The organism is Bifidobacterium mellis (genome assembly GCF_000967265.1).
GTDB classification, from domain to species: Bacteria; Actinomycetota; Actinomycetes; order Actinomycetales; family Bifidobacteriaceae; genus Bombiscardovia; species Bombiscardovia mellis.
In genome coordinates this window covers 1,058,612-1,082,398 of sequence record NZ_KQ033885.1, presented here as the reverse complement: position 1 = coordinate 1,082,398, position 23,787 = coordinate 1,058,612, and the positions used below count along the sequence as shown (strand labels likewise).

22 protein-coding genes and 1 tRNA gene are annotated in these 23,787 nt (G+C 63.9%); 15 read left to right on the top strand and 8 right to left on the bottom strand.

The features are described from left to right. Positions 1 to 6 precede the first annotated feature (6 nt). Positions 7 to 441 (bottom strand): metallopeptidase family protein, encoded by a 435-nt coding sequence (locus tag JF70_RS04735; protein ID WP_029678500.1) that lies wholly within the window; start codon positions 439 to 441, stop codon positions 7 to 9. Between the two features lie 65 nt (positions 442 to 506). Here JF70_RS04735 and JF70_RS04730 point away from each other — a divergent pair, with 65 nt between their 5' ends. Further along, a complete protein-coding gene (locus tag JF70_RS04730) occupies positions 507 to 1,346 on the top strand; it encodes an HAD-IIB family hydrolase (protein ID WP_420804935.1) in 840 nt (279 codons plus the stop codon). Between the two features lie 97 nt (positions 1,347 to 1,443). Then, entirely contained in the window at positions 1,444 to 2,223 is a 780-nt protein-coding gene (locus JF70_RS04725; protein WP_082069398.1) for a ComF family protein, read from the top strand. On the opposite strand, the gene JF70_RS04720 is transcribed toward JF70_RS04725, so the two are convergent. The 4 genes from JF70_RS04720 to JF70_RS04705 form a co-directional block, all read right to left on the bottom strand. Next, a complete protein-coding gene (locus JF70_RS04720) occupies positions 2,220 to 3,572 on the bottom strand; it encodes a Y-family DNA polymerase (RefSeq protein ID WP_045935474.1) in 1,353 nt (450 codons plus the stop codon). The two genes, JF70_RS04725 and JF70_RS04720, sit on opposite strands and share 4 nt — an antisense overlap. After that, positions 3,569 to 4,186, bottom strand: a complete 618-nt coding sequence (locus tag JF70_RS04715; RefSeq protein ID WP_052690743.1) for a LexA family protein — start codon at positions 4,184 to 4,186, stop codon at positions 3,569 to 3,571. The genes JF70_RS04720 and JF70_RS04715 overlap by 4 nt, the downstream gene beginning before the upstream one ends. 70 nt (positions 4,187 to 4,256) lie before the next feature. Next, entirely contained in the window at positions 4,257 to 5,396 is a 1,140-nt protein-coding gene (locus tag JF70_RS04710; RefSeq protein ID WP_082069397.1) for a sensor histidine kinase, read from the bottom strand. Between the two features lie 9 nt (positions 5,397 to 5,405). Further along, positions 5,406 to 6,149, bottom strand: a complete 744-nt coding sequence (locus JF70_RS04705; RefSeq protein ID WP_045935473.1) for a response regulator transcription factor — start codon at positions 6,147 to 6,149, stop codon at positions 5,406 to 5,408. A 223-nt stretch (positions 6,150 to 6,372) separates the two neighbouring features. Between JF70_RS04705 and JF70_RS04700 the strand changes: the two genes are divergently transcribed. Both JF70_RS04700 and JF70_RS04695 read left to right on the top strand, forming a co-directional pair. Next, entirely contained in the window at positions 6,373 to 6,993 is a 621-nt protein-coding gene (locus tag JF70_RS04700; RefSeq protein ID WP_045935472.1) for a CarD family transcriptional regulator, read from the top strand. A 14-nt stretch (positions 6,994 to 7,007) separates the two neighbouring features. Next, a complete protein-coding gene (locus JF70_RS04695) occupies positions 7,008 to 7,487 on the top strand; it encodes a 2-C-methyl-D-erythritol 2,4-cyclodiphosphate synthase (RefSeq protein WP_045935471.1) in 480 nt (159 codons plus the stop codon). Between the two features lie 6 nt (positions 7,488 to 7,493). Here JF70_RS04695 and JF70_RS04690 read toward each other — a convergent pair whose 3' ends face one another. Continuing rightward, a complete protein-coding gene (locus tag JF70_RS04690) occupies positions 7,494 to 8,321 on the bottom strand; it encodes a metal ABC transporter permease (protein ID WP_045935470.1) in 828 nt (275 codons plus the stop codon). Next, positions 8,318 to 9,193 (bottom strand): ABC transporter ATP-binding protein, encoded by an 876-nt coding sequence (locus JF70_RS04685; protein ID WP_045936134.1) that lies wholly within the window; start codon positions 9,191 to 9,193, stop codon positions 8,318 to 8,320. The genes JF70_RS04690 and JF70_RS04685 overlap by 4 nt, the downstream gene beginning before the upstream one ends. A 209-nt stretch (positions 9,194 to 9,402) precedes the next feature. Here JF70_RS04685 and JF70_RS04680 point away from each other — a divergent pair, with 209 nt between their 5' ends. The 6 genes from JF70_RS04680 (at position 9,403) to pyk (ending at position 17,530) form a co-directional block, all read left to right on the top strand. Further along, positions 9,403 to 10,323, top strand: coding sequence for a bifunctional methylenetetrahydrofolate dehydrogenase/methenyltetrahydrofolate cyclohydrolase (locus JF70_RS04680; RefSeq protein WP_045935469.1), 921 nt, complete (start codon positions 9,403 to 9,405; stop codon positions 10,321 to 10,323). A 102-nt stretch (positions 10,324 to 10,425) separates the two neighbouring features. Beyond that, on the top strand, positions 10,426 to 11,931 hold the full coding sequence (gene rpsA / locus JF70_RS04675; RefSeq protein WP_045935468.1) for a 30S ribosomal protein S1: 1,506 nt from the start codon (positions 10,426 to 10,428) through the stop codon (positions 11,929 to 11,931). Between the two features lie 71 nt (positions 11,932 to 12,002). Beyond that, positions 12,003 to 12,650: a dephospho-CoA kinase gene (gene coaE, locus JF70_RS04670; RefSeq protein ID WP_231578855.1), complete on the top strand. Its 648-nt coding sequence runs from the start codon at positions 12,003 to 12,005 to the stop codon at positions 12,648 to 12,650. A 38-nt stretch (positions 12,651 to 12,688) separates the two neighbouring features. Beyond that, positions 12,689 to 14,800: an excinuclease ABC subunit UvrB gene (gene uvrB / locus JF70_RS04665; RefSeq protein WP_045935467.1), complete on the top strand. Its 2,112-nt coding sequence runs from the start codon at positions 12,689 to 12,691 to the stop codon at positions 14,798 to 14,800. 174 nt (positions 14,801 to 14,974) lie between these two features. Continuing rightward, complete coding sequence (locus tag JF70_RS04660) at positions 14,975 to 15,976, top strand: TerC family protein (protein WP_045935466.1); 1,002 nt, start codon at positions 14,975 to 14,977, stop codon at positions 15,974 to 15,976. Between the two features lie 111 nt (positions 15,977 to 16,087). Beyond that, positions 16,088 to 17,530, top strand: coding sequence for a pyruvate kinase (pyk, locus tag JF70_RS04655; RefSeq protein ID WP_045935465.1), 1,443 nt, complete (start codon positions 16,088 to 16,090; stop codon positions 17,528 to 17,530). 152 nt (positions 17,531 to 17,682) lie between these two features. Here pyk and JF70_RS04650 read toward each other — a convergent pair whose 3' ends face one another. Next, the gene (locus JF70_RS04650) at positions 17,683 to 18,276 is read right to left on the bottom strand and encodes an NUDIX domain-containing protein (protein ID WP_045936132.1); all 594 of its coding nucleotides are present in this window, start codon (positions 18,274 to 18,276) and stop codon (positions 17,683 to 17,685) included. Between the two features lie 121 nt (positions 18,277 to 18,397). Here JF70_RS04650 and JF70_RS04645 point away from each other — a divergent pair. The 5 genes from JF70_RS04645 (at position 18,398) to JF70_RS04625 (ending at position 23,755) form a co-directional block, all read left to right on the top strand. Further along, positions 18,398 to 18,471 (top strand) — tRNA-Leu (locus JF70_RS04645). 49 nt (positions 18,472 to 18,520) lie between these two features. After that, positions 18,521 to 19,168: an ANTAR domain-containing response regulator gene (locus JF70_RS04640; protein ID WP_110413020.1), complete on the top strand. Its 648-nt coding sequence runs from the start codon at positions 18,521 to 18,523 to the stop codon at positions 19,166 to 19,168. A 7-nt stretch (positions 19,169 to 19,175) separates the two neighbouring features. Next, positions 19,176 to 22,070, top strand: coding sequence for a DNA polymerase I (polA, locus tag JF70_RS04635; protein ID WP_045935464.1), 2,895 nt, complete (start codon positions 19,176 to 19,178; stop codon positions 22,068 to 22,070). Positions 22,071 to 22,118: 48 nt separating this feature from the next. Next, entirely contained in the window at positions 22,119 to 23,036 is a 918-nt protein-coding gene (locus tag JF70_RS04630) for a Nif3-like dinuclear metal center hexameric protein (RefSeq protein WP_045935463.1), read from the top strand. A gap of 35 nt (positions 23,037 to 23,071) precedes the next feature. Continuing rightward, positions 23,072 to 23,755, top strand: a complete 684-nt coding sequence (locus JF70_RS04625) for an NUDIX hydrolase (protein ID WP_082069489.1) — start codon at positions 23,072 to 23,074, stop codon at positions 23,753 to 23,755. Positions 23,756 to 23,787: the final 32 nt, after the last annotated feature.

Here is a 23,787-nt window from a genome sequence, read left to right as displayed (position 1 = left end):
CGGCCCTCAGCGTCCCCACATGGGGTCGATTTCCTCGGGGTCGCGCCCGTAAAGGTCAGCCAGCTGCAGGACCAGCTCGTCACGGATGATCAGCTCCAGCTCCGTGCGGTCCCGGGTCTTGCTCTGGATGGGCATCCGGTAGAGGACGATTCTTGCGGGGATGCCGCGGCCCGCCGGAAAACTGCGTGAGAAGAGGTCGGACCGGTCCTCCCAGGGGGTCGGGTCGGAGGGCGGCACATCCTCGACGGCGAATTGGACGGGCTTGACCAGTTGAGGCCAGCCGGCGCCCAGCCGCCGGATCTGGGCCGCGGTCAGATCGTCGAAGATCCCGCATCTGGTGCGATAGCGGGGTAGGCGTGTGCCGAAGGTGGGCCGACGAATCCCTCGGCCATGACTGTCCCGGTAAACGGTGCGGGCCCAAGGCGGCTGATCGTTGATCATGACACTCACCATAACCCCTCAGGTCTGTGGCGGTTTCGATTCAGGGTGTCTTGTAGCATGGAGCGATGATCGACAAGCGGATGGGAGCAATCATGGCGGAGGACGGTGCGGTGGACGTGGCCTGGTGGGGCAGCCAGGACATAAGGTTCATCTGCGCACGGGCACGGGTGCTGGCCTTCGATCTGGACAATACCTTGGCGCTGTCCAAGACCCGCATGGACCAGACCATGGCCGTCCATTTCGCCGCCCTGACCCGGCTTCGGCCGGTGGCCATCGTCTCAGGCGGACGGTTCAGCCAGTTCCGCGACCAGGTGCTGGACGCCCTGCCCGACGACACCCGTTTCGACCAGCTGCATCTGATGCCCACCAGCGGCACCCGCTACTACCGCTGGCAGGACGGAAGCTGGAATTGCGTCTACGCCCACGACCTGAGTGCCCAGGACCGGCAGGCCGCCGAGGCCAGCCTTGAGCGCAGGGCCAAGCAGCTGGGCGACTGGGAGGAGCAGGTCTGGGGGCCGCGCATCGAGGATCGCGGCAGCCAGATAACCTTCTCAGCCCTGGGTCAGCAGGCTCCTGTCGATGCCAAGGAAGCCTGGGATCCCGACAACAGCCGCAAGGATGCCCTGGCCCGGGCCGTGGCTGCTGATCTGCCCCATCTGCAGGTGCGCTCCGGCGGCTCCACCAGCGTGGACATCTCAGCCAAGGGCATCGACAAGGCCTATGCCATGACCTCCCTGGCCAGGATACTGGGCGTGGAAGTCGGCCAGATCGCCTTCGTGGGCGACCGGATGGATCCGGACGGCAACGACTATCCGGCGGCTCTGGCCGGGGCCATGGCTCTGCGTGTGCATAATCCCGCTGATGCACTGGACCTGATCCGGGCCTTGGAGGCTGACCTGGCCTGAACCTGCTGAACCTGTCCACGGACGAGCCTGTGAACAGTGTTTCCGTGAACAGCTAGCCTGTTCATGCACATGGCCTTCCCCTGCTTGCCTATCCTCAATGTTTGAGGGTTGGCTGGGCCATATGCGCAACCTTTCATTGGCATCCGGCCGGCTCCGACAAGCCGCTTACGCTGTCGTCTCGGCCTTGGCCGGCTCGGTCCTGGATTTGCTGGCTCCTCGGGCCTGCGCCGGCTGTGGCCGTCCTGATTGCTTGCTCTGCCTCAGTTGCAGATCCCTGCTCTTCCGACCCCTGTGGGTACCTGCGCCCGCCTATGCCCTTGGTCTGGCCCTGGCCTGCGCTCCATATCGCGGACCCGTCCGGCGGATCATTCTGGCATGGAAGGACCATGACAACAGGCCTTTGGATGGACCCTTGGGCCAGGCCATGGCCGGTCTGGCCCCGACCCTGTCCAGGCTGATTGATCCTCTGCTCCGGTCCAAGCCTGCGAAGGCGATTCTGGTGGTTCCCGCCCCCTCCTCGGCTGCCTCCCTGCGCAGGCGGGGGAGGGTTCATCTGCAGCCGATCCTTCTGTCCCTGGTCCAGGCTCTGCAGCGGCAGGGTTTGGACGCCCGGGTGGAACCAGCGCTGATCATGAACTCCGTGAGAACCAAGTCGGTCCAGGCGGGCGGCCGCCGGAATCGTTCTCGTCGGCTGGCAGGCCGGATCGCGGTTGCGGATCCCTCACAGCTGGCCGGTCATCCTGTTCTGGTGGTGGACGACATCATCACTACGGGATCCACCATCCGTCAGTGCGCCCGTGCCCTGGAGGCCGCAGGCGCCCTGCCGGTGGCTGCCTTGGCTCTGGCGGCCGTTCCTCCAGGCCATGAGGACCTCTAACGGGCCTGGGCCACGGCCATCTCGTCCCAGCGGGTGGTGGACCTGGGGGAGAGCATGCCCCGGTTCATGGCCCAGTCGGCTCCTGTGTCCTCGTCGCCTCGGCCCTGGCCGCGGATGCCTCCGTAGCCTACGCCCACCCGGAAGGGGCCGAAACGACGGGTGGCATCCTCCAGGACATCCCCCAGGCCATGGGTGTCCCGGGCTGCGTCCAGGCCCTCCAGTGTGTGGAAGCGGTCGGCATCGGTCAGGTCCAGCAGAACCACCCCGGCCCGGATCCAGCGGGCGTGCGGATCCACCCGGCCCTTGAGCGCCCGGCTGGCTGCGCCGGCGATGACCAGGGGATCGTCGCTGGGATCCTCCAGGACGACAGTCCGGCCGGCTGCGCAGAACTGCTGGGGGGCATAGGGGCTGGTGGAGCAGAAGACCCGCACTTTGCCGCAGAGGCCGTGCTGCCGACGCAGACGGCGGCAGGCCTTCTGGGCGTAGATGCTCAAGGCCTGGGCCAGGGTGGTGTAGCCCTCGACGGGATGGGAGAACATGCGCGAGCACAGAATCTGATCGGTGCGCACGCCCCTGGCGGCATCCGTCTCGGGTTCGATGCAGGGCCGTCCTCTCAATTCCAGGACGGTGCGTTGCAGCATGACGGAGAACCGGTGCCGGATCAGGGAGGGATCGGCATCGCGCAGATCCAGGGCAGTGGTGATGCCCATGCCCATGAGCCTGCCGGTCAGCCGTCGGCCCACCCCCCAGACCTGGTCGACGGGCACCGATGCCAGAGCCTGGTCGCCATACTGGGCCTCCACCTGGCTCCAGAGGGTGATCCCCTCGGTCGAGGGATGGTCCTTGGCCCAGTGGTTGGCCACCTTGGCCAGGGTTTTGGTGGGCGCCACCCCCACGCTGACGGGAATGCCGGTGGATTGCAGGACCGCGGCGCGCAGATCCCGGCAGATTTCAATGGTGCGCTTGTCGTTCCAGATGCTGTCCATGAAGCACTCGTCGATGGAGTAGACCTCCTGGTTGGGCAGGAAATGGGCCATGATGGCCATCATGCGCCTGGAGAGGCTGGCGTAGAGCTCATAGTTGGAACTGCGGGCCACCACCCCGTCCTGCAGGGCCCGTTCGCGAATGGTGAACCAGGGTGTGCCGTTGGTGATGCCCAGGGCCTTGGCCGGGCGGTTGCGGGCCACCACGCAGCCGTCGTTGTTGGATAGCACGACCACCGGGCGGTCAGCCAGGGAGGGGTCGAAGACGGCCTCGCAGGATGCGAAGAAAGAATTGGCGTCGGCCAGGACCACCTGGCCTGTCAGAGCGGTCCTGGCAGCAGGATCGGCCGGTCTCTGCGCGCTCATGCCGACCCCCAGCCCGTGGAAGGATAGACGGGTTTTCGGCCTTGACTTCCCGTGCGCCCATGTCCGTGCGGGTTGCGTCCGGGATAGGTGACCTGAGGCAGGGGAGAGCCGCTCCGGGGTTCGCCCTTGGTATCCACCCGCTGCCAGTGGTAGTTGCCGATGACCACCCCCCAGATGACCAGCTCCTCGCCCTCCTGGGGCATGAAGTCGGGGTAGGCGGGGTTCTCGGCCCGTAGCATGGTCCGTCCATTGCGCCTGGCCAGCCGCTTGACCAGCAGCTCGTCGTCCAGGATGGCGATGACGATGTCCCCCTCGCGCGGCTCCAGGGAGCGGTCGACCACCAGCAGGTCCCCATCGAAGATGCCGGCGCCGGTCATGGAATCGCCGGCCACATGGATGATGAAGGTGGAGTCGGGGTGGACGATGACGTTCTGGTCGAAGCTGAAGTCGCCGCTGAAGTAGTCCTGGGCCACTGAGGGGAAGCCGGCGTGGACGGCCTCCAGGGCCTGGGGGACAGGGCTGGGGTGTCCTCGGAAGAGGCTCAGGGCATCGACCCGGCACTCCGGCAGGGAAGCAGGGGCCGCATCCGGCGACCCATGAATGGTAGCGACCATGGCACACCTCGAACTCGATGACATTCGAACAAATGTTCGATTTCATTATGAGCCGAAGTGCGCCTCCCCGTCAATGCGGCGCGTCGGGCCCGCCGGAGCGGTCCACGTCCCCCTCGTCCTCGTCGGGGTCGCGGTGATATCTGGGCAGGGTGATCTCGAAGTCCGCTCCACGCGAATCGTCCACCACCTGCACCTGGCCCCCATGCAGCTGGGCCGCCCAGCGGGCGATGGACAGCCCCAGCCCGGTGCCTCCCGACTCGGTGCCCGGCCCGGCCTTGCCCTTGACGAAGCGCCGGAAGATGTCGGTGCGGGCCTCGGGGGGTATCTGCGAGCCGAAGTTGACCACGTTGGTGACTATGGTCTCCCGCTGCCGGTCCTCGTGGGCCTGAATCAGCACCGTGGTGCCGTCGGCCGAGTGCTTCAGTGCATTGCTGATGACGTTGGTGAAGAGCTGGCGCAGCCGGTCCTGGTCGCCCTCCATCCTCAGACCCTTCTCCAGATCAACCTGGATGTCGTGGGCGTGCCCGGCATCGGCTATGGCCAGGGGCTGAAGGGTCTCGTCGATGAAATCCCCGAAGTCGAAGTCCTCGATCTGCAGGCTGGCGGCACCGGCCTCCATCCGCGACAGGTCCAGCAGGAAGGCGATCAGGTCGGACAGCCGGTGGGTCTGTTCCAGAATCCCCTCCAGGTTGGCTGGTGTGGGCTCGGTCACCCCGTCCGCCATGTTCTCCACCATGGCCTGCAGGGCCGAGACGGGGGTGCGCAGCTCGTGGCTGACATTGGCCACCATGTCCCGGCGCATCTGGTCGGCATGCTGGAGCTCCTCGGCCATCTCGTTGAAGGACTGGGCCAGGAGCCCCACCTCGTCATGGCTGGTCGTGGTGGCGTGGACCCGGACCGTGTAGTCCCCGTCGGCCATGGCTTCGGCCGCATCCCGCATCTGCCGCAGGGGGGCGGTGAGCCCTCGGGAAAAGAAGTAGGTGATCCCCAGGGCCACCACCAGGGTCAGCGGCATGGCGATCCAGCCGCTCCAGCCCATCTTCAGCAGGAACCAGGCCATGACGAAGGCGATGGCTGTGGAGATGATGATCAGGACACTCAGCTCCACCTTCAGTGAGGCGAAGGATCCGATGGGCCGTTCGCGGTCCACCCGCGCACTCAGACCGGGCCCCTTGCGCCGGCTTCTGCCGTCCTTGTTCATGGCGTACATCCGCGGTCGCTACCGCTGATCTTTCTCCTGCTCCTGGTCCTCGGGCGGTTCGAAGGCGTAGCCCACTCCGTGCACGGTGCGGATCATCTGTGAACCCAGCTTGTGGCGCAGGGCCTTGACGTGGGAGTCCACCGTCCTGGTGCCCGAGGCATCCACCCAGTCCCAGACCTCCTCCAGCAGCTTCTCGCGGGTGAGCACGGACTTGGGCCGACGGGCCAGCGTGGCCAGCAGGTCGAATTCGGTGGGGGTCAGGTGGATCTGCTCCCCGCGCAGGGTCACGATGCGCTGGGCCGGGTCGATGACCAGGGATCCGAAGTCCAGCACCTTCTCGTTCTCGGAGTTCTTGGCGATGACCTTGGCCCGCTCCACCCGGCGCAGGAGGGCCTTGCAGCGGGCGATCAGCTCGCGCATGGAGAAGGGCTTGGTCATGTAGTCGTCGGCCCCGGCGCCCAGACCGGTCACCTTGTCGGCCTCGTCGTCCCGGGCGGTCAGAATCAGCACCGGCACCGGCCGCTCGGCCACGATCCGCTTGGTGGCCTCCAGTCCATCCATGATGGGCAGCATGATGTCCATGATGACCAGGTCGGGTTTGATCTGGGATGCGGCCTGCACGGCGCTGGCACCGTCCGAGGCCACCCGTGCCGTCCACCCTTCGGCGGTGATGCGCTGGGCGATGGCGGTGGCCAGGGTGGGTTCATCCTCAACCACCAGGATGGTGCTGGGTGTAGTGTAGCGGCTTGTGTTTTTGATCATGCCTACCTCTGTCTTCGATCACTGATCCGCAAAACGATGCTCGTCATGCGGGGTGGAGCCTTGCCGGCATTCGTTCCACCACCGTCGTTTCTTCCAGAATAGTCTTCAGAGCCTCCAGGGGAAGTGTGCTCGCAGAGAATCGCGTCGCCTCCGAGCCCCATCGGCAAGTCCATGCGCAATGACATTATTGTATGGTATTTTATCGACTCGTTCTGGAGGACATATGGGTTACAAGGTCGGTGACATGGTCGTCTATCCGCGTCATGGGGCCGCCAGGGTGGATGCCATCACCGAACGGACCGTCAAGGGCGTCACCCGCAAGTACCTGCAGCTGTCCGTGCTCTCCTCTGACGGGCTGGTCATCAACGTCCCCGTCGAGAACGCGGCCAAGGTGGGCGTCAGGGACATCGTCGACGCCAAGGCGGTGGCCAAGGTCTTCGAGATCCTGCGCACCCCGGTGGTCGAGGAGAAGGAGATGAACTGGTCACGCCGCTACAAGCTGAACGTGGAGAAGATCGCCACCGGCGAGGTCAACAAGATCGCCGAGGTGGTGCGCGACCTCTCCCAGCGTGACGTGGACGAACATGGGCTGTCGGCGGGCGAGAAGCGGATGCTGATCAAGGCCCGCAAGATCCTGACCTCCGAGATTGCCCTGTCCGAGAAGCTGGACGAGGACGAGGCCCAGCGTCTGCTGGATGTCAACCTGGGCTATGCGGAGCCTATGCCCGGCGACGACAAGCACCATACCAAGTCTCCCAAGGAGCCGGCTTCCAAGACCCTGGCACGGGTGGCCCAGGAGGCCGCCAAGAACAAGGGCAAGGGCAAGACCAAGGCCAAGCGCTGAGGCCGGGGCCGGTCATGGGGCATCCAAGCGTCGGACTGGGCTTTGACGCGCATCGCTTCGACCCGACCGGCGGGCGTCCCCTCTGGCTGGCCTGCCTGTCCTGGGATGAGGGAACCCCTGGCCTACTGGGCGATTCCGACGGCGATGCGGCCGCCCATGCCCTGATCGATGCCATGCTGTCAGCAGCCGACCTGGGCGACATCGGCACCCTGTTCGGCCTGGGATCACAGGCCCCCGGAGCGGGCATGCATGGGGCGGCCATGCTGGAGAAGACCGTGGACTGCCTGCATGGGCACGGTCGCAGGCTGCTCAACGCCTCCCTGGTCATCGTCGGACAGCGCCCCAGGATTGCCTCCCGTCGTCACCTGGCCCAGCAGGCCATGAGCCAGGCTGTTGGTGCACCGGTTCGGCTGACAGCAACCACCACTGATGGCATGGGCTTTACCGGTCACAACGAGGGCATCGCCGTCATGGCCGCCGCCCTGGTGGGCTGACCGGCATCAGGCGCGCAGTGCGGCCCATCCCTTGGCCAGAGCCCAGAAGAGGGTGGACAGGGTCACGATGACGAAGCTTGGAGGGGCTGGCACCATGGCCGAAATCACCAGACCTCCCCAGATGGAAGCCAGGCAGATCAGTCCCGACAGGAGCATGGCCCGCAGGGGAGAGGCCACCAGGATGTTGGCCGTGGCCGCCGGGGTGACGACCAGGGCGAAGATGAGCAGGGTCCCCACCGCCGGCACGGCGATGGTGATGACCCCCGCCATGATGGCCATGAAGGTCAGGTTCATCAGCCCGATGGGCACGCCACGGGCCTGGGCCACCTGCTCATCCAGGGAGCTGAAGAGCAGGGGCCGGTAGATCAGGGCCAGCAGGATCAGCAGGATTGCATCGAAGATTATGAAGCCGATGACCTGGCCCCGGGTGATGGTCAGGATGGATCCGAAGAGGATGGCCTGCATCTGCTGGGAGGCCGAACTGGACATCCTGGCGAAGAAGAGCCCCAGACCGGTGGCGAAGGCCAGGACCGTGCCCGTGGCGATCTCCCTCTGGGAGGCCCGCTTGCCCAGGGCTCCGATGACCAGCGCCCCGCCCAGGGCGAACAGCCCCATGCCGGCAGAGACCGGCAGCCCCAGCAGGACGGCCCCCGTGGCGCCGGGCAGGCCGATGTGGGCCAGGGCATGGGCGGCGAAGGTGGAGTGTCTGGCGATGGTGAAGTAGCCCATGGCTCCGGCGGCCACGGCGATGCACAATCCGGCCACCATGGCGTTGCGCATGAAGGGGGCGGCGAGGATCTCCGTCCAATGTGGGTCGAAGACTGGCGTGGTCATGAGGTCCTTTCCCGGTCCGCCCTGTGCAGGCGGGCCACCTGGCTGGGTTGGTAGCGATTGTGGACGGGGCCGATCGGCTCGTCCATGTCGGGGGCCACGAACATGTCCCCCTGGGGAGTGGTGACCACCTCCACCTTGGTGCCGTAGAGGTGGGTGAGCAGGTCCGAGTCCAGCACGTCGTCCATGCGGGCGTAGTGGGGATGCCCGTCCAGCAGGTAGACCGCCCCGGTCAGCACAGGCAGCAGCATGTTTAGGTCGTGGGCCACCACCTGGATGGTCATGCCCAGACGGCTGTTGAGCTGTGCCAGCAGGTGGACGGTGGCTCGCTGCCCGGCCAGGTCCAGATTGGCCAGGGGCTCGTCCAGCATGAGCAGGTCAGGATCGCAGACCAGGGCCTGGGCGATGGCCACCCGCTGTCGCAGGCCACCGGAGAGCTGGGACAGGCGCAGGTGGGCCCTGTCCTCCACGCCGACGAAGCGCATGGCCTTTCTGGCGCGCTCGCGGTCCTGCCGGGTGACGGGGTGGATGCCGAAGCGGGTGCCGGTCAGCCCCAGCAGGACGGACTGTTCGGCCGTCAGGTTGGAGTCGATGTCCGAGGTGTAGCTCTGGGGTACGTAGCCGATGCGGTCGTTGGCCTGGCCGGCCGGCTGCCCCAGGACCTGCAGACTGCCGGCATCCAGGGGAAGCAGACCCAGCTCGGCCTGCATCATGCTGGTCTTGCCGGTGCCGTTGGTGCCCACGATGGCGGTCACGGTTCCCGAGGGGATGGTGAAGGTCCCCTCCGACCAGATCAGCCGCCCGGATCGCCGGATGGCGGCATGGTCGAAGACGATGCAGGCCTGCGTGGATGTTCTATCCGTGTCCTTGTGCATGGCGTCCTTCCCGCAGGCATTCCAATTGGTGATCCTGCTCTTATTGAGCATGATTCTCATTATCGCTGGGGAGAGGACAGCGCGCAACTTCATCGCCAAGTCTTCCGTACCGGCTCTTGGACGATGCTTCCGGTCGGGGAGGAATCTGCGCTAGTCTGGCCCAGACGGCTTCGACAAGGGTTTGCGCCCGCTTGGATGATGGAGATGTATTGACTGCAGTGAAACTGGACGGCAAGGCGGCGGCTGCGGAACTCAAGGAGGACCTGCGCGCTCGCGTGGCGAGGCTGACGGCCATGGGACGCACTCCTGGCCTGGGGACCATTCTGGTGGGGGAGGACCCTGGCTCGCTCAAGTATGTGGAGGGCAAGCATCGTGACTGCAGCCAGGTGGGCATCCGGTCGATCAGGATCGATCTGCCCGCCGACGCCGGCAAGGAGCGGATTCTCGCTGCGGTGGATCAGCTCAACCAGGACCCTGACTGCACCGGCTACATCGTCCAGCTGCCCCTGCCCGAGGGCGTGGATACCACGGAAATCATCGATCATATCGATCCGGCCAAGGACGCCGACGGCATGCATCCATACAACCTGGGCCAGCTGGTCCTGCATACCGACGGCCGGGTGCGGACCCCTCTGCCCTGCACACCGCGGGGGATCCTGTATCTGCTGGACCATCACGGGATTGACCTGGCCGGCAAGGAGGTCTGCGTGCTGGGCCGAGGATTGACCGTGGGCCGCACCATCGGGCTGCTCCTGACCAACCGTGGGGTGGATGCCACCGTGACCCTCTGCCATACCCGCACCAGGGATATCGATGCCCACCTGCGCAGGGCTGACGTGATCATCGCAGCTGTGGGTCAGGCCGGGCTGGTTGGCCCGGACCAGGTTCGCCAGGGTGCCGTCCTGGTGGATGTGGGCGTCTCGCGAATCCGGGATCAGCAGGAGGGGCGTTGGCGGGTCAAGGGCGACATCGATCCGGCCGCCAGGCTGTCTGCAGCCGCCTATACGCCCAACCCCGGCGGGGTGGGACCCATGACCCGGGCCATGCTCCTGGTCAACGTGGTCGAATCCGCTGAGCGGGCCGCCGGAATCCCTGCCTGCGACACGCCCGAGGCTCCCCGGCGACAATGACCGTGGTGTCTCCTATCATGGAGAATGTTCGCGCCCACCGGCGGGAACGCATAACTCAATACGGAAAAATATCCACCAACTATACAAGAAACAATTCAATTAATGGCAGAGAACAAGAAGGAAGTCCCCCAGGTCGCGGTCAATGACATCGGGTCCGAGGAAGACTTCATCAAGGCAGTCGATTCCACCATCAAGAACTTCGACGATGGGGATCTGGTCGAGGGGACGGTCGTTAAGATCGACCATGACGAGGTTCTGCTGGACATCGGCTACAAGACCGAGGGCGTGATTCCCTCCCGCGAGCTTTCCATCAAGAAGGATGTCGATCCCGACGATGTGGTCCAGGTCGGTGACACCATCGAGGCTCTGGTCGTCACCAAGGAGGACAAGGAAGGCCGCCTGATCCTGTCCAAGAAGCGTGCCCAGTATGAGCGCGCCTGGGGCGACATCGAGAAGATCAAGGAGTCTGACGGCGTCGTCGAGGGCACCGTCATCGAGGCCGTCAAGGGCGGACTCATCGTCGACATCGGCCTGCGTGGCTTCCTGCCCGCATCCCTGGTCGAGATGCGCCGCGTACGCGACCTGTCCCCCTACATCGGGCAGAAGATCAAGGCCAAGATCCTGGAGCTGGACAAGAACCGCAACAACGTGGTCCTCTCCCGCCGCCAGTACCTGGAGGAGACCCAGTCCGAGGTGCGCGAGACCTTCATGGCCCAGCTCAAGAAGGGCCAGATCCGCGAGGGCACGGTCAGCTCCATCGTCAACTTCGGCGCCTTCGTCGATCTGGGCGGTGTGGACGGCCTGATCCACGTCTCCGAGCTCTCCTGGAAGCACATCGATCACCCCAGCGAGGTCGTCAAGGTGGGCGACAAGGTCACCGTCGAGGTGCTGGATGTCGACATGGACCGCGAGCGCATCTCGCTGTCCCTCAAGGCCACCCAGGAAGATCCTTGGCAGCGCTTCGCCCGGACCCACGTGCCCGGACAGATCGTCAAGGGCAAGGTCACCAAGATCGTGCAGTTCGGTGTCTTCGTCTCCGTCGAGGACGGCATCGAGGGCCTGGTCCACATCTCCGAGCTGGCCAATCGCCACGTGGAGAACCCCGAGACCGTGGTCAAGCAGGGCGAGGAGATCTTCGTCAAGGTCATCGACGTCGACCTGGATCGCCGCCGTATCTCCCTGTCCCTCAAGCAGGCCGACGACTCCGTCGACCCGACTTCCGAGGACTTCGATCCGGCCATCTACGGCATGCCCGCCGAGTACGACGAGGAGGGCAACTACAAGTACCCCGAGGGCTTCGACCCCGAGAGCAACGAGTGGATCGCCGGCTACGAGAAGCAGCGGGAGGAGTGGGAGTCCCAGTATGCGGCCGCCCACGACCTCTGGGAGCAGCACAAGGCCTTCGTGGCCAAGGAGCTGGAGAACGCCGAGGCTTCGGCCGCCGAGGACAGCCGGTCCTCCCAGGCGCCTGCCGCCGGCTCCCGCTCCCGCCGTCAGAGCTCCGAGGAGACCACCAACTACAGCTCGGAGTCCAGCTCCGAGGGCACTTTGGCCTCCGACGACCAGCTGGCCGCCCTGCGCGAGCAGCTGCTCAAGGAAAAGAAGTGAGCATTAAGCGGTGAATGGAGGGGTCCGGCCTCGGTCGGGCCCCTCCATTTGTATTCGCTGCCATAAGGTATATGCGGGAGGTCGGGATGATACGTGTGGGATTGACCGGCGGAATAGCGGCCGGCAAGAGCACGGTGGCGGCTCGGCTGGCTCAGGACGGGGCCCGGGTCATCGACTACGACCGGCTCTCCCATGAGGTCATCGCTCCGGGCGGGCCCGGCGTGGGGCCGGTCCTGGAGCGCTTCGGTTCAGACTGCGGGGACGGTCACGGTGGGGTGGACAGGTCAGCCTTGGCGGCACGGGTCTTCGGCGGGCCGACGGCCGACCGGGATCGCAGGGACTTGGACGACATCATCCATCCGCTGGTCTATGACCTGGCCGCCAAGGCCGAGCGGCCCTGGCTGGACGGTTCCGATGTGGTGGTCCATGAGGTGCCTCTGCTGACCGAGGTGGGATCAGCCATACCGTTTCATTTCGACAGGGTCCTGGTGGTGGAGGCCCCCAGCCAGGTGAGGATTGCGCGTATGGTGAATCAGCGGCATATGACTGGAAGCCAGGCTGTTGAGCGCATCGGTTCCCAGACCAGCAGCAGTTCGCGACGCGCCCAGGCCGATCTGCTGGTGGACGGGTCCCAGCCTATCGAACAAATGTTCGAGTCTGTTGATAGAATATATGAAGAGTTAAAGGCCTTGGCCAAGGGATCCTCGCGCAGCGACTGACGGGCCTTGGTGAATGACGCATCCTGGAAGGGAGTTTCATGGGGTTCAACATTGAGCGGACCAATAAGCCCTTCGTGGTCAAGTCTCCCTACAAGCCCTCCGGCGACCAACCAGAGGCCATCGAGGAATTGGCCACGCGGATCGAGAACGGCGAGAACGACGTGGTGCTCATGGGCGCCACCGGCACCGGCAAGACCGCGACCACGGCCTGGCTGATCGAGCGCCTGCAGCGGCCCACCCTGATTCTGGAGCCCAACAAGACCCTGGCCGCCCAGCTCTGCGCCGAGTTCCGCGAGCTCATGCCCGACAATGCGGTCTCCTACTTCGTCTCCTACTACGACTATTACCAGCCTGAGGCCTACATTCCCCAGACGGATACCTATATCGAGAAGGACTCCAACATCAACGACGATGTGGAGCGGCTCCGTCACGCCGCCACTGCCAACCTGCTGACCAGGCGCGACTGCGTGGTGGTGGCCACCGTCTCCTGTATCTACGGCTTGGGCACGCCCGAAGAGTACGCCGGGCGCATGCTCTTCCTGCACGAGGGGGACCGGATCAACCGGGACGACCTGCTGCGCAAGTTCGTGGACATGCAGTACAAGCGCAACGACATCGCCTTCACCCGAGGTACCTTCCGCGTGCGAGGCGACACGGTCGAGATCATCCCCGTCTATGAGGAGCTGGCCGTCCGCATCGAATTCTTCGGGGACGAGATCGACCGCATCTCCACCCTGCACCCGCTGACCGGGGACGAGATCGCCCATGAGAGCTCCGTGCACATCTTCCCCGCCTCCCACTACGTGGCCGGTCCCGAGCGGATGGAGCGCGCGCTGAAGACCATCAAGGAGGAGCTGGACTGGCGTGTGGGCCAGCTGCGCAAGCAGGGCAAGGAGCTGGAGGCCCAGAGACTGACCATGCGCACCACCTACGACCTGGAGATGCTCACCCAGATCGGCACCTGCTCCGGAGTGGAGAACTACTCCAGGCACTTCGACGGGCGCGAACCCGGGACGCCGCCCCATACCCTGCTGGACTTCTTCCCCGACGACTTCCTGCTGGTCATCGACGAATCCCACGTGACCGTCCCCCAGATCGGAGCCATGTACGAGGGGGATGCCAGCCGTAAGCGGACCCTGGTCGAGCACGGCTTCCGTCTGCCCTCGGCCATGGACAACCGTCCGCTGAAGTGGCCTGAGTTTCTGGACAAGGTGGGCCAGACCGTCTACCTGTCGGCAACGCCGGGCGACTATGAGATGGGCCTGTCCGACGGCGTGGTGGAGCAGGTCATCCGGCCCACCGGCCTGCTGGATCCCGAGGTGGAGGTGAGGCCTGTCAAAGGCCAGGTGGACGACCTCCTGGACGAGATCAAGGCCAGGGTGGCCCGTCACGAGCGGGTCCTGGTGACCACGCTGACCAAGAAGATGGCCGAGGACCTGACCGACTACCTGATGGAGCGCGACATCAAGGTGGAATACCTGCACTCTGATGTGGACACCCTGCGGCGGGTGGAGCTCCTTCGTGAATTGCGCGAGGGCAAGATCGACGTCATCGTGGGCATCAACCTCCTACGTGAGGGGCTGGACCTGCCCGAGGTCTCCCTGGTGGCCATACTGGATGCGGACAAGGAGGGCTTCCTGCGTTCCTACCGTTCCCTGATTCAGACCATCGGCCGTGCGGCCAGGAACGTGTCCGGCAAGGTCATCATGTACGCGGACGAGGTCACCGACTCCATGGACAAGGCCATCAGCGAGACCAACCGTCGCCGTGCCAAGCAGATAGCCTATAACAAGGAGCACGGGGTGGACCCCAAGCCGTTGATCAAGAAGATCAGTGATGTCAACGACATGCTGGCCAAGGAGGATGTGGACACCCAGACCCTGCTGGCGGGCGGCTACCGCAATGCCAACAAGGCCGGCAACTCCCACCTGGGCGTGCCCCTCTACGACAAGGAGGAGGCCGACAAGCGGCATCAGGAGATCCTCCAGGCCGGTCTGCCGGCGCAGGACCTCGCCGACCTGATCCGTCAGCTGAGCGACCAGATGCACACGGCTGCGCAACAGCTGCAGTTCGAGCTCGCAGCCCGCCTACGCGACGAAATCAAGGATCTGAAGAAGGAGCTGAGACAGATGACCGAGGCCAAAAAGTAAGTTTGCTCCTTGGTCCGGAGCTCTTGACCAGTGGCCTGCCCCGGCCATGCTTAGGGCCTGTGATGCCAGGCGAGAGCATCACAGGCCCGATCCGCTGACCGCTCTCTGTGAGGATGTTCTGACATGCGGAGGGGCAGATGAGCACGTCATATCTTGCCGCTAAAGTCAGGTGATATGTCCGAGACACCTCTGCCGTTCATGGTTGTGAGCCTGGTTGTGCTGGCCGTTTTCTTCGTAGTTGATCTTCTGGTGATCGGGCGGCGGCCGCATGTGCCCTCGACCGGCGAATGCGTGAGGCACATCGGCTTCTTCGTGGTCATGGCCTTGATTTTCGGGGCACTGATCTGGAAGGTGGCCGGATCCAAGCCGGCAATCGAGTTCTACTCGGGCTGGCTGACCGAGTACTCGCTCAGCATCGACAACCTCTTTGTCTTCGTCATCATCATGGGCAATTTCGCCGTGCCCCTGCGGCTTCAGCGTTATGTGCTCAGCGTCGGCATCACCATCGCGCTGCTGCTGCGCGGCGTCTTCATCCTGGCCGGAACGGCGCTGATCACCCGCTTCACCTGGGTCTTCTTCATCTTCGGCTTCTTCCTGCTTTACACCGCCTGGAACATGGTCTCCAGCCGAGGCAAGCAGGAGGAGTACCACGAGAACGGGCTGATCAGGGTCCTGCGTCGGGTCATCCCCATCACCAGCCACTACGACGGTGAGCGCCTGCGGACCACCTTTGAGGGCAAGCGCTACTTCACGCCCATGCTGGTGGTCTTCCTGGCCATCGGCACCACCGATGTCATGTTCGCCTTTGACTCCATTCCGGCCATCTTCGGACTGACCAAGGACCCCTTCATCGTCTTCACCTCCAATGTCTTCGCCCTGTTGGGCCTTCAGCAGCTCTACTTCCTGCTGGGATCCCTGCTGGACAAGCTGGAGTATCTGCCCCTGGGGCTGGCCGTGGTCCTGGCCTTCATCGGGGTCAAGCTGATCATGGAGGCTCTGCACGGCAACACGCTGCCCTTCATCAACGGCGGGCGGCCCCTGGAAGCAGTGCCGGAAATACCGACCTGGGCATCTCTGCTGGTCATCGTTTTGGCCGTGGGCATCGCGGCCCTGGCTTCAGTGCTCAAGAGCCGCCATATGTCCTCTGCAGCTGCTCCCCAGGGAGCAAAGCAATAAGGGAAGCCTTGAGCCGCAAGGGTTGTTAGCGCTAACGGGAAATACTGGTCCATAGCAGCCTGAGTCTGTACAATGGAACGGTAAGTAAGAAAAAGAACAGGCAGGTAGCATATGCGCAAAGCCAAGATCGTCGATACCATCGGGCCGGCTTCGGAGTCGCTTGAGAACATTACCAAGCTGGTCAAGGCCGGCATGGATGTGGCCAGGCTCAACCGGTCCCATGGCACCCCCGAAGATCACCTCAAGGTTTACAACAACGTGCGTCAGGCCAGCAAGGAGACCGGACGCAACGTGGCGGCCCTGGTCGATCTGCAGGGTCCCAAGATTCGTTGCGGTTGGTTCAAGAAGAACGAGCAGGGCGAAGACAAGGTCATCCTCAAGGAGGGCCAGGAGTTCACCATCACCACCGACGATGTCGAGGGTGACGAGCACATGACCTCCACCACCTTCAAGGGCCTGCCCGGGGACTGCCACCCCGGCGATCCCATCCTGATCGATGACGGCAAGGTCCGTCTGGAGGTCACCAAGGTCGAGGGCAACCAGGTCCACACCAAGGTGGTCGTGGCCGGCCCGGTCTCCTCCCACAAGGGCATCAACCTGCCCGGTGTGGCCGTGAGCCTGCCGGCACTGACCCCCAAGGATGAGGAGGACCTGCGCTGGGGTATCCGCACCGGCGCCGACATCATCGCCATGTCCTTCGTCCGCTTCGCCACCGACATCGACCGCGCCCATGAGATCATGGACGAGGAGGGTCGCCGCATCCCCATCGTGGCCAAGATCGAGAAGCCCCAGGCCGTTGAGAACCTGGAGGAGATCGTCAAGGCCTTCGACGGCATCATGGTTGCCCGCGGTGACATGGCCGTGGAGATGCCCTTCGAGCAGGTCCCCCTGGTGACCAAGCGTTGCATCGAGCTGGCCCGTCAATACGCCAAGCCGGTCATCGTCGCCACCGAGGTCCTGGGCTCCATGGTTCATTCGCCCATCCCCAGCCGTGCCGAGGCCTCCGACTGCGCCAACGCCGTGCTTGACGGCGCCGACGCCACCATGACCTCCAACGAGACCGCCGTGGGCGACTACCCCGACACCACGGTCTCCACCATGGCCCGGATTTCCGAGTACGCCACCACCCACGGGTTCGACCGCATCCCGGATATGCACGACCTGGACATGTCCAACTCCGGTGCCGTCTCCTCCGCCGCTGTGGATTTGGCCGACAAGATCAACGCCAAGGCCATCGTGGCCTTTACCCAGACCGGCAACACCGTGCACCGCGTCTCCCGTGAGCGTCCGGCCGCCCCCATCTATGCGCTGACCACCGATGAGCACACCTATCATTGGCTGGCCCTGAGCTGGGGCACCGAGGCTTTCATGTGCGAGCAGGACTACCACGACTTCAACCGTGCAGGCCTCATGGCCTTCGTGGACGCCACCCTGAAGAAGCAGGGCAAGGTCTCCGACGGCGACTGCCTGGTGGTGCTGAGCAGCGCCCAGGGCGAGTATGAGCCAGGAAACACCGACTGCATCTACGTGCACACGGTTGGCGCCAACGACTGATTCTCCGGCATGCCGCCTGGCTGTCGACTGAGTCAGCCAGGCGGGTGGCCGTCAGGTTCATTCGGTACTGATAGAGCAAGAAACCGGTGGTCTTTCCCCCGCCCGCCAAGGTAGGGGAGAGGCCACCGGTTCGTCGTGCGGGGGTTCCTGCATCAGTGCAGGTCCGACAGTCCGATTTTCGCCCGCAGGATGGCGATGGTGGTTTTTGCATCCAGTATGGTTCCTGCGATCACCATGTCGTAGGCCTCGTCCACGGTGAAGAGTCGCACATTCTGGTGGGGGGTCTCCGGTGCCAGGCTGGCAGGCTGGACCGGGGTCAGGCCCTCGGCATAGAAGAGGGTGGTGTGCTGCGTGGAGAAGCTGGGGGTGTTGATGAACCTGGCGAACTGGTTGAAGGAGGCGGCCTTGTATCCGGCCTCCTCGCGCAGTCGTCTGGTGGCTACATCGATGGGGGCTTCCTTGTCGTTGAGCGGATGGCCGGCCGGCAGCTCAAGGGTCCAACGGTGGGTGGGCAGACGGTACTGCTCGACCAGGGGTATCCTTCCGTCGTCGGTGATGGCCAGGACGGCGATGGTATCCCCATGCTTCTCGCTGACGATGCTGCGGTCGAAGGTCTGACTGTCGCTGGATTCAAAGGTGACCCTGTCGACGCTGAAGTAGTGGCTGTCCATAATTTGCTTGCGGGCCTTCTCCTGGACGGGGGAGGTGCGCCAAGGATCGAACCGTCGATAGATATGAGTGGTCATCATGCTCTCCTTCGACTGCTGATGTGCCTGTATACATAACTGTCTTCATTCTAAGGCAGATTCAACACGAATAACCTTGCGTCGTCGCCAAAGTATGGTAGATTCTCTGTGGTAATGAAAAGCCCCCGTATCCCAATTGGTAGAGGAAACGGCCTCAAAATCCGTGCAGTGTGAGTTCGAGTCTCACCGGGGGCACGATAAAGCGAACCCCATCCGTCCCTCATCGGCTTTCGGTGAGGATCGGATGGACTTTCAGGAAACGAGGTTGAAAGTGGCTTCAGAGAGTAAGAACCGCAGCGATTCACCCGAGGGGCGGACCGTGGTTGTGGCGGAGGATGAGGCTTTGATCAGGCTCGATACCGTCGAAGCTCTCGAGGATGCCGGCTATGACGTGGTCGGCCAGGCGGCCAGCGGCCAGGAGGCCATTGATCTGACTCGCGAGCTGAGGCCAGATGTAGTCGTTATGGATGTGAAGATGCCCGGCACCGACGGCATTACCGCCGCCACTGAGATCGGCAAGGAGAATCTGGCTCCGGTGGTTATGCTGACGGCGTTCTCCCAGCAGAGCCTGGTCGAGAAGGCGGCTGATGCAGGAGCCATGGCCTATGTGGTCAAGCCCTTCGCTCCGGAAAAGCTGCTGCCGGCCCTTGAGGTGGCCATTTCCCGCTTCGATCAGATCAACGCCCTGAAGGACGAGGTCACCGACATGAAGGCCCGTTTCGAGGCCCGCAAGCGGGTGGACCGGGCCAAGGGCCTGCTCATGGAGAACATGGGGATGACCGAGTCCGAGGCCTTCCGCTGGATCCAGAAGACCTCCATGGACCGTAGGCTGACCATGCAGGAGGTGGCCGACGTGGTCATCAACAACGTGGCCAACCAGAACGACCGTTAGCCCGCCTATGGAAGACCAGACGAAGAAGCAGGACAAGGACGACCGCACCCTGTTGGTCGTCGATGGACATTCGCTGGCCTTCCGGGCCTTCTATGCCCTTCCCGTCGAGAGTTTCACCACCTCGACAGGGCAGCCCACCAACGCGGTATGGGGCTTTGCCACCATGTTGGCGGATGTCATGGCCAAGGAGAAGCCCACTCATATGGGCGTGGCCTTTGACGTCAAAGGCGGCACCTTCCGCAACGCCATGCTGCCCCAGTACAAGGGCACCCGTGAGGCCGCGCCAAAGGAACTGCTGAGCCAGCTGCCCCTGATCCAGGACCTGCTCAAGGGTCTGGGCATCACCTATATCGAAAAGCCGGGCTACGAGGGTGACGACATCATCGGGACGCTGGCCACCATGGGCGAGCAGGCTGGGTTCAAGACCCTGGTCCTGTCCGGGGACAGGGATGCCTTCCAGCTGGTGGACGACGACATCACGGTGCTCTACCCCGGCCACCACTTCAAGAACCTCAAGCACATGACGCCCCAGGCCATCATGGATCGCTACAAGGTGACCCCGCAGCAGTACCCGGATCTGGCCGCCATGCGTGGCGAGGGAGCCGACAACATCCCTGGTGTACCGGGCGTGGGCGACGGTTATGCCGCCAAGTGGGTCAATAAGTACGGATCGCTGGATTCCATTCTGGAGCACGCCGACGAGATCGGCGGCAAGAAGGGCCAGGCCCTGGCGGAGAACGCCGACCAGGTCCGGCTCAACCGGAAGGTCAACGCCCTGGTGCGCGACCTGGATCTGGGCGTGAAGGTGGAGGATCTGCGTTTCGGCACCATCCACACGGATCAGGTCCTGCCCATCTTCGAGCAGCTGCAGTTCGGCCCGCAGACCCGTAAGAAAATCCTGCGCGGATTCAACACGGTAGCCGATTATGATTACTCTCCAGCCTCGGCACTGGTCGATGTAAGCAACAAGCAGGAGGAGTTCACCCAGCCCGAGCGTGATAAGGCGGAGTCGGCCGACCAGCTGCGGGACTGGTGCGAGAAGCATCTGCCGGATAAGGCCCTTTGCCGACAGTCGGCGGACCATGTCAAGGCCATGGCCGATTCCCTGGGTAACGTCAAGGACATCGGCGATACCGACCAGAATGCCATGCGCTGCAGCGAGGCCATGAAGGAGCACTGGGTTCTCCACGCCATCGGCTGGGCCAAGCACGGCGACTATGGCCTGGAGGAGCTGGCCATTCTCTCCATGGATGGCCACGGTCTGGTCTTCATGGCGGAAGACATTGACGAAGACATGCGTGCGGCCATCCAGGAGCTGATCGACCAGCGGATCGGGACCTGTGTGGTCCATGGCTACAAGGAGCATCTGCACTTCCTGGAAAGCCAGGGGCTGCACATGCCCCTGCCCCTGTTCGACACCAAGTTGGCAGGCTATCTGGCTGAGCCTGATTTCCATGCCGACAATCTGGAACAGGCCGTAGCCCACTTCCTGGCCATCCCCGTAGAGGAGGAGCCAGAGGCCACACAGGGGGCCCTGGCCCTGGACGGGCGAGAGGATGAGGACGAACGTCGGCGGGGGACCCGGATTCTTCGCCAGGCGCAGTACGTCATGATGGTCTCCGAGCGTCTGCAGGAGCTTATGGACGAGCGCCACCAGTACGGCCTGCTGCGCACCATAGAGCTGCCCACCTCCGCAGTCCTGGCGCAGATGGAGACCGAGGGCGCAAAGGTGGATGATGCCCGTCTCAAGGAGATGCACGACAGGTTCGCCGCCGAGGCCCGCCAGGCTCAGGAAATCGCCTGGGACAGGGCCGGCAGTCGTGTCAACCTGCAGAGCCCCAAGCAACTGAGCAAGGTGCTCTTCGATGACATGGGCCTGGTGCCCACCCACAGGACCAAGACCGGGTCCTATTCGACCAACGTTTCGGTCCTGCAGGACCTCTACATCAAATCGGTCAACAACGAGCGGGCCAACGACTTCCTGGGCGCCCTGCTCAAACACAGGGAGACCAACAAGCTCAAGCAGATCGTGCAGACCCTGCGAGAGGCCGTCAACCCCCGGGATGGGCGGCTGCACACCACCTACGAGCAGACCGTGGCCGCCACTGGCCGGCTGAGCTCGGTCGATCCCAACCTGCAGAACATCCCCAACAGGGATGCCCGGGGCCGCGAGATTCGTTCGGCCTTCGTGCCCGGCAGCGGGTATGAGGCGCTGCTCTCCTCGGACTACTCACAGGTGGAGTTGCGGATCATGGCCCATCTTTCCGGGGACCAGGCCCTGATCGACGCCTTCAAGTCGGGCGCCGACTTCCATCGGTACGTGGCCAGCCTGGTCTACGACATCCCCATGGAGGAGGTCACCGGGGACCAGCGTTCCCACGTGAAGGCCATGAGCTACGGCCTGGCCTATGGTCTGAGCACCTACGGCCTGGCCCAGCAGCTCAAGATCAGCCCGGCTGCGGCTGACGTGCTGCGCGCCAAGTACTTCGCCACCTTCGGTAAGGTCCATGAGTACCTGGAGTCCCTGGTGGCCGATGCCCGGGAGAAGGGCTACACCGAGACCATGTTCGGCCGGAGGCGCTACTTCCCTGGGCTGCGCTCCAAGCGTCGTCCCACCCGCGAGGCTGCCGAGAGGGCCGCCCTCAACGCGCCCATCCAGGGATCGGCTGCGGACATCATGAAGATCGCCATGATCAAGGCCAGCCGTGCCTTGTCCGACCAGGGGCTGAAGAGCCGCATCTCCCTGCAGATCCACGATGAACTGCTGGTGGAAATAGCTCCCGGAGAGACCGACAAGGCCACCAAACTGGTCAAGGATTCCATGGAACATGCCGTTGAATTGGCCGTGCCCCTGGACGTGTCCACCGGCATCGGCCAGGACTGGGAGCTGGCTGCTCACTGACCTGACACGGAGTGGCCTGGGACCAGCAGGATCCGAGGAGGGATCGTCATGTCTGACCGACAGGATGAGGTTCAGGGGCCTTCAGTGCTCCTGGGCCAGGTGGTGGATCTGCTGGAGGGGCTCTACCCTCTGGACTACGCGGAGGACTGGGATCATCCGGGTCTGGTGGCGGGGGATCCGTCCTGGCCGGTCAGACGGATCTGGTGCGCTGTGGACCCTCGGCCTGATGTGGTTCAGGAGGCTCTGGATCACAAGGCCGACCTGCTGATCACCCATCATCCGCTTTTCTTCAGATCAGTCCACCAGGTTTCCGGCCTGGACTTCCGCGGGGATATGATAACCAGACTGGTTGAGGGTCACTGTGGGCTCTGGGTGGGGCATACCAACGCTGATGCCGCCTACCGTGGTGTGGCCCAGGCGGCTGCCGATGCCCTGGATCTGCAGGAGGTGAGACCGCTGGCTCCTCAGCCGGTCTCCAGGCGCGACCTGCATGCCGATCAGGGGATTCAGGTAGGCCTGGGTCGTTGGGGAAGGCTTCCCAAGCCCACGCCTTTTGAGGATTTGGTCCATACAGTGGCGGGCCTCCTGCCCAGGACGGCTCTGGGTGTTCAGGCGGTCGGTCCGTACGATACCATGGTCTCCACAGTCGCCCTGCTGCCCGGCTCGGGGGACTCCGAGTTCGACCTGGTTCGGTCCACGGGGGCCGACGTCTACATCACCAGCGATCTGCGCCATCACCCTGCCACGGACGCCTACCAACAGGCCCTCTATGAGGCCAGGATGGCCGGTCGGCCCAATCAGCCCAGACCCATGCTGATCAACACCCCGCACTCGGCCATCGAGAGCCTCTGGTTCCACTACGCCAAGGGGGATATTGCCAGGGCCCTGGAGACGGCTACCGGTGTTCGCCCGCAGGTGGAGGTTTCGTCCATCGTCACCGATCCCTGGACCATGGTGGTGCGTTGACGGCTGAGGATTGATGGTTGAGGATGAGTGATTTCATGAGCGATGAAGCGCAGGATCTGCAGGCACGATTGGCCGCCAGACTGGCAGGCCGGGATGGTCAGGGGCCCAAGGGCATCGATATGACCCGCGCTCCAGAGCTGATGGATGACAGGGAAGTCTTTCGCGGCCCGATATTCGTTATCGACCAGCAGCAGGTGGCCATGTTCAAGCGTGACGGTTCCAAGGAAACTATCGATCGGCAGCTCATCCGTCACGACCCCTGCGTGGTCATGCTGGTACACGACTGCGCTGCCGATGCCTATCTGCTGACCCGCGAGTACCGGGTGGGTGCCCAGGCCTATGTCTTCGGCCTGCCGGCCGGCTTCATCGATCCAGGGGAGAGCCCCGTCAAGGCCGTCCTGCGCGAGCTGCGTGAGGAGACCGGTCTGGTGCCCGGGCCTGAGGGTGCGCCGGGCTTAGAAAGCCACCTGGATCCGGAGGACGGTTGGATCGATGCTGCTCCCGATGTCTATTCCTCTCTGGGGATGAGCGACGAGCTCGGCCACATCGTGGTCATGCATCTGCGTCGCTGGCATCAAGGATCCACCGACTTCGACCCGGGCGAGCATATCCAGTCGGCCTGGGTCTCCTGGCAGGAGCTTTGTGCAGCGGGAGTCGCCGATGCCAAGGCAGTGGTGGCCATCCAGCATGAGGCCATCCGTCGCCTGCAGAAGGATTAATGTCGAGTTGGCAAGTGCTATGAATAGGTAGA

Coding starts and splice junctions, on each gene's coding strand:
- JF70_RS04695 (WP_045935471.1), top strand. CDS start 7,008: ATGGGGCATCCAAGCGTCGGACTGGGCTTTGACGCGCATCGCTTCGAC.
- JF70_RS04660 (WP_045935466.1), top strand. CDS start 14,975: ATGTCCGAGACACCTCTGCCGTTCATGGTTGTGAGCCTGGTTGTGCTG.
- JF70_RS04720 (WP_045935474.1), bottom strand. CDS start 3,572: ATGAGCGCGCAGAGACCGGCCGATCCTGCTGCCAGGACCGCTCTGACA.
- JF70_RS04650 (WP_045936132.1), bottom strand. CDS start 18,276: ATGACCACTCATATCTATCGACGGTTCGATCCTTGGCGCACCTCCCCC.
- JF70_RS04630 (WP_045935463.1), top strand. CDS start 22,119: ATGTCTGACCGACAGGATGAGGTTCAGGGGCCTTCAGTGCTCCTGGGC.
- JF70_RS04710 (WP_082069397.1), bottom strand. CDS start 5,396: ATGTACGCCATGAACAAGGACGGCAGAAGCCGGCGCAAGGGGCCCGGT.
- polA (WP_045935464.1), top strand. CDS start 19,176: ATGGAAGACCAGACGAAGAAGCAGGACAAGGACGACCGCACCCTGTTG.
- JF70_RS04705 (WP_045935473.1), bottom strand. CDS start 6,149: ATGATCAAAAACACAAGCCGCTACACTACACCCAGCACCATCCTGGTG.
- JF70_RS04625 (WP_082069489.1), top strand. CDS start 23,072: ATGAGCGATGAAGCGCAGGATCTGCAGGCACGATTGGCCGCCAGACTG.
- rpsA (WP_045935468.1), top strand. CDS start 10,426: ATGGCAGAGAACAAGAAGGAAGTCCCCCAGGTCGCGGTCAATGACATC.
- JF70_RS04690 (WP_045935470.1), bottom strand. CDS start 8,321: ATGACCACGCCAGTCTTCGACCCACATTGGACGGAGATCCTCGCCGCC.
- JF70_RS04725 (WP_082069398.1), top strand. CDS start 1,444: ATGTTTGAGGGTTGGCTGGGCCATATGCGCAACCTTTCATTGGCATCC.
- JF70_RS04715 (WP_052690743.1), bottom strand. CDS start 4,186: ATGGTCGCTACCATTCATGGGTCGCCGGATGCGGCCCCTGCTTCCCTG.
- JF70_RS04640 (WP_110413020.1), top strand. CDS start 18,521: ATGGACTTTCAGGAAACGAGGTTGAAAGTGGCTTCAGAGAGTAAGAAC.
- JF70_RS04735 (WP_029678500.1), bottom strand. CDS start 441: ATGATCAACGATCAGCCGCCTTGGGCCCGCACCGTTTACCGGGACAGT.
- uvrB (WP_045935467.1), top strand. CDS start 12,689: ATGGGGTTCAACATTGAGCGGACCAATAAGCCCTTCGTGGTCAAGTCT.
- coaE (WP_231578855.1), top strand. CDS start 12,003: ATGCGGGAGGTCGGGATGATACGTGTGGGATTGACCGGCGGAATAGCG.
- JF70_RS04685 (WP_045936134.1), bottom strand. CDS start 9,193: ATGCACAAGGACACGGATAGAACATCCACGCAGGCCTGCATCGTCTTC.
- JF70_RS04700 (WP_045935472.1), top strand. CDS start 6,373: ATGGGTTACAAGGTCGGTGACATGGTCGTCTATCCGCGTCATGGGGCC.
- pyk (WP_045935465.1), top strand. CDS start 16,088: ATGCGCAAAGCCAAGATCGTCGATACCATCGGGCCGGCTTCGGAGTCG.
- JF70_RS04730 (WP_420804935.1), top strand. CDS start 507: ATGATCGACAAGCGGATGGGAGCAATCATGGCGGAGGACGGTGCGGTG.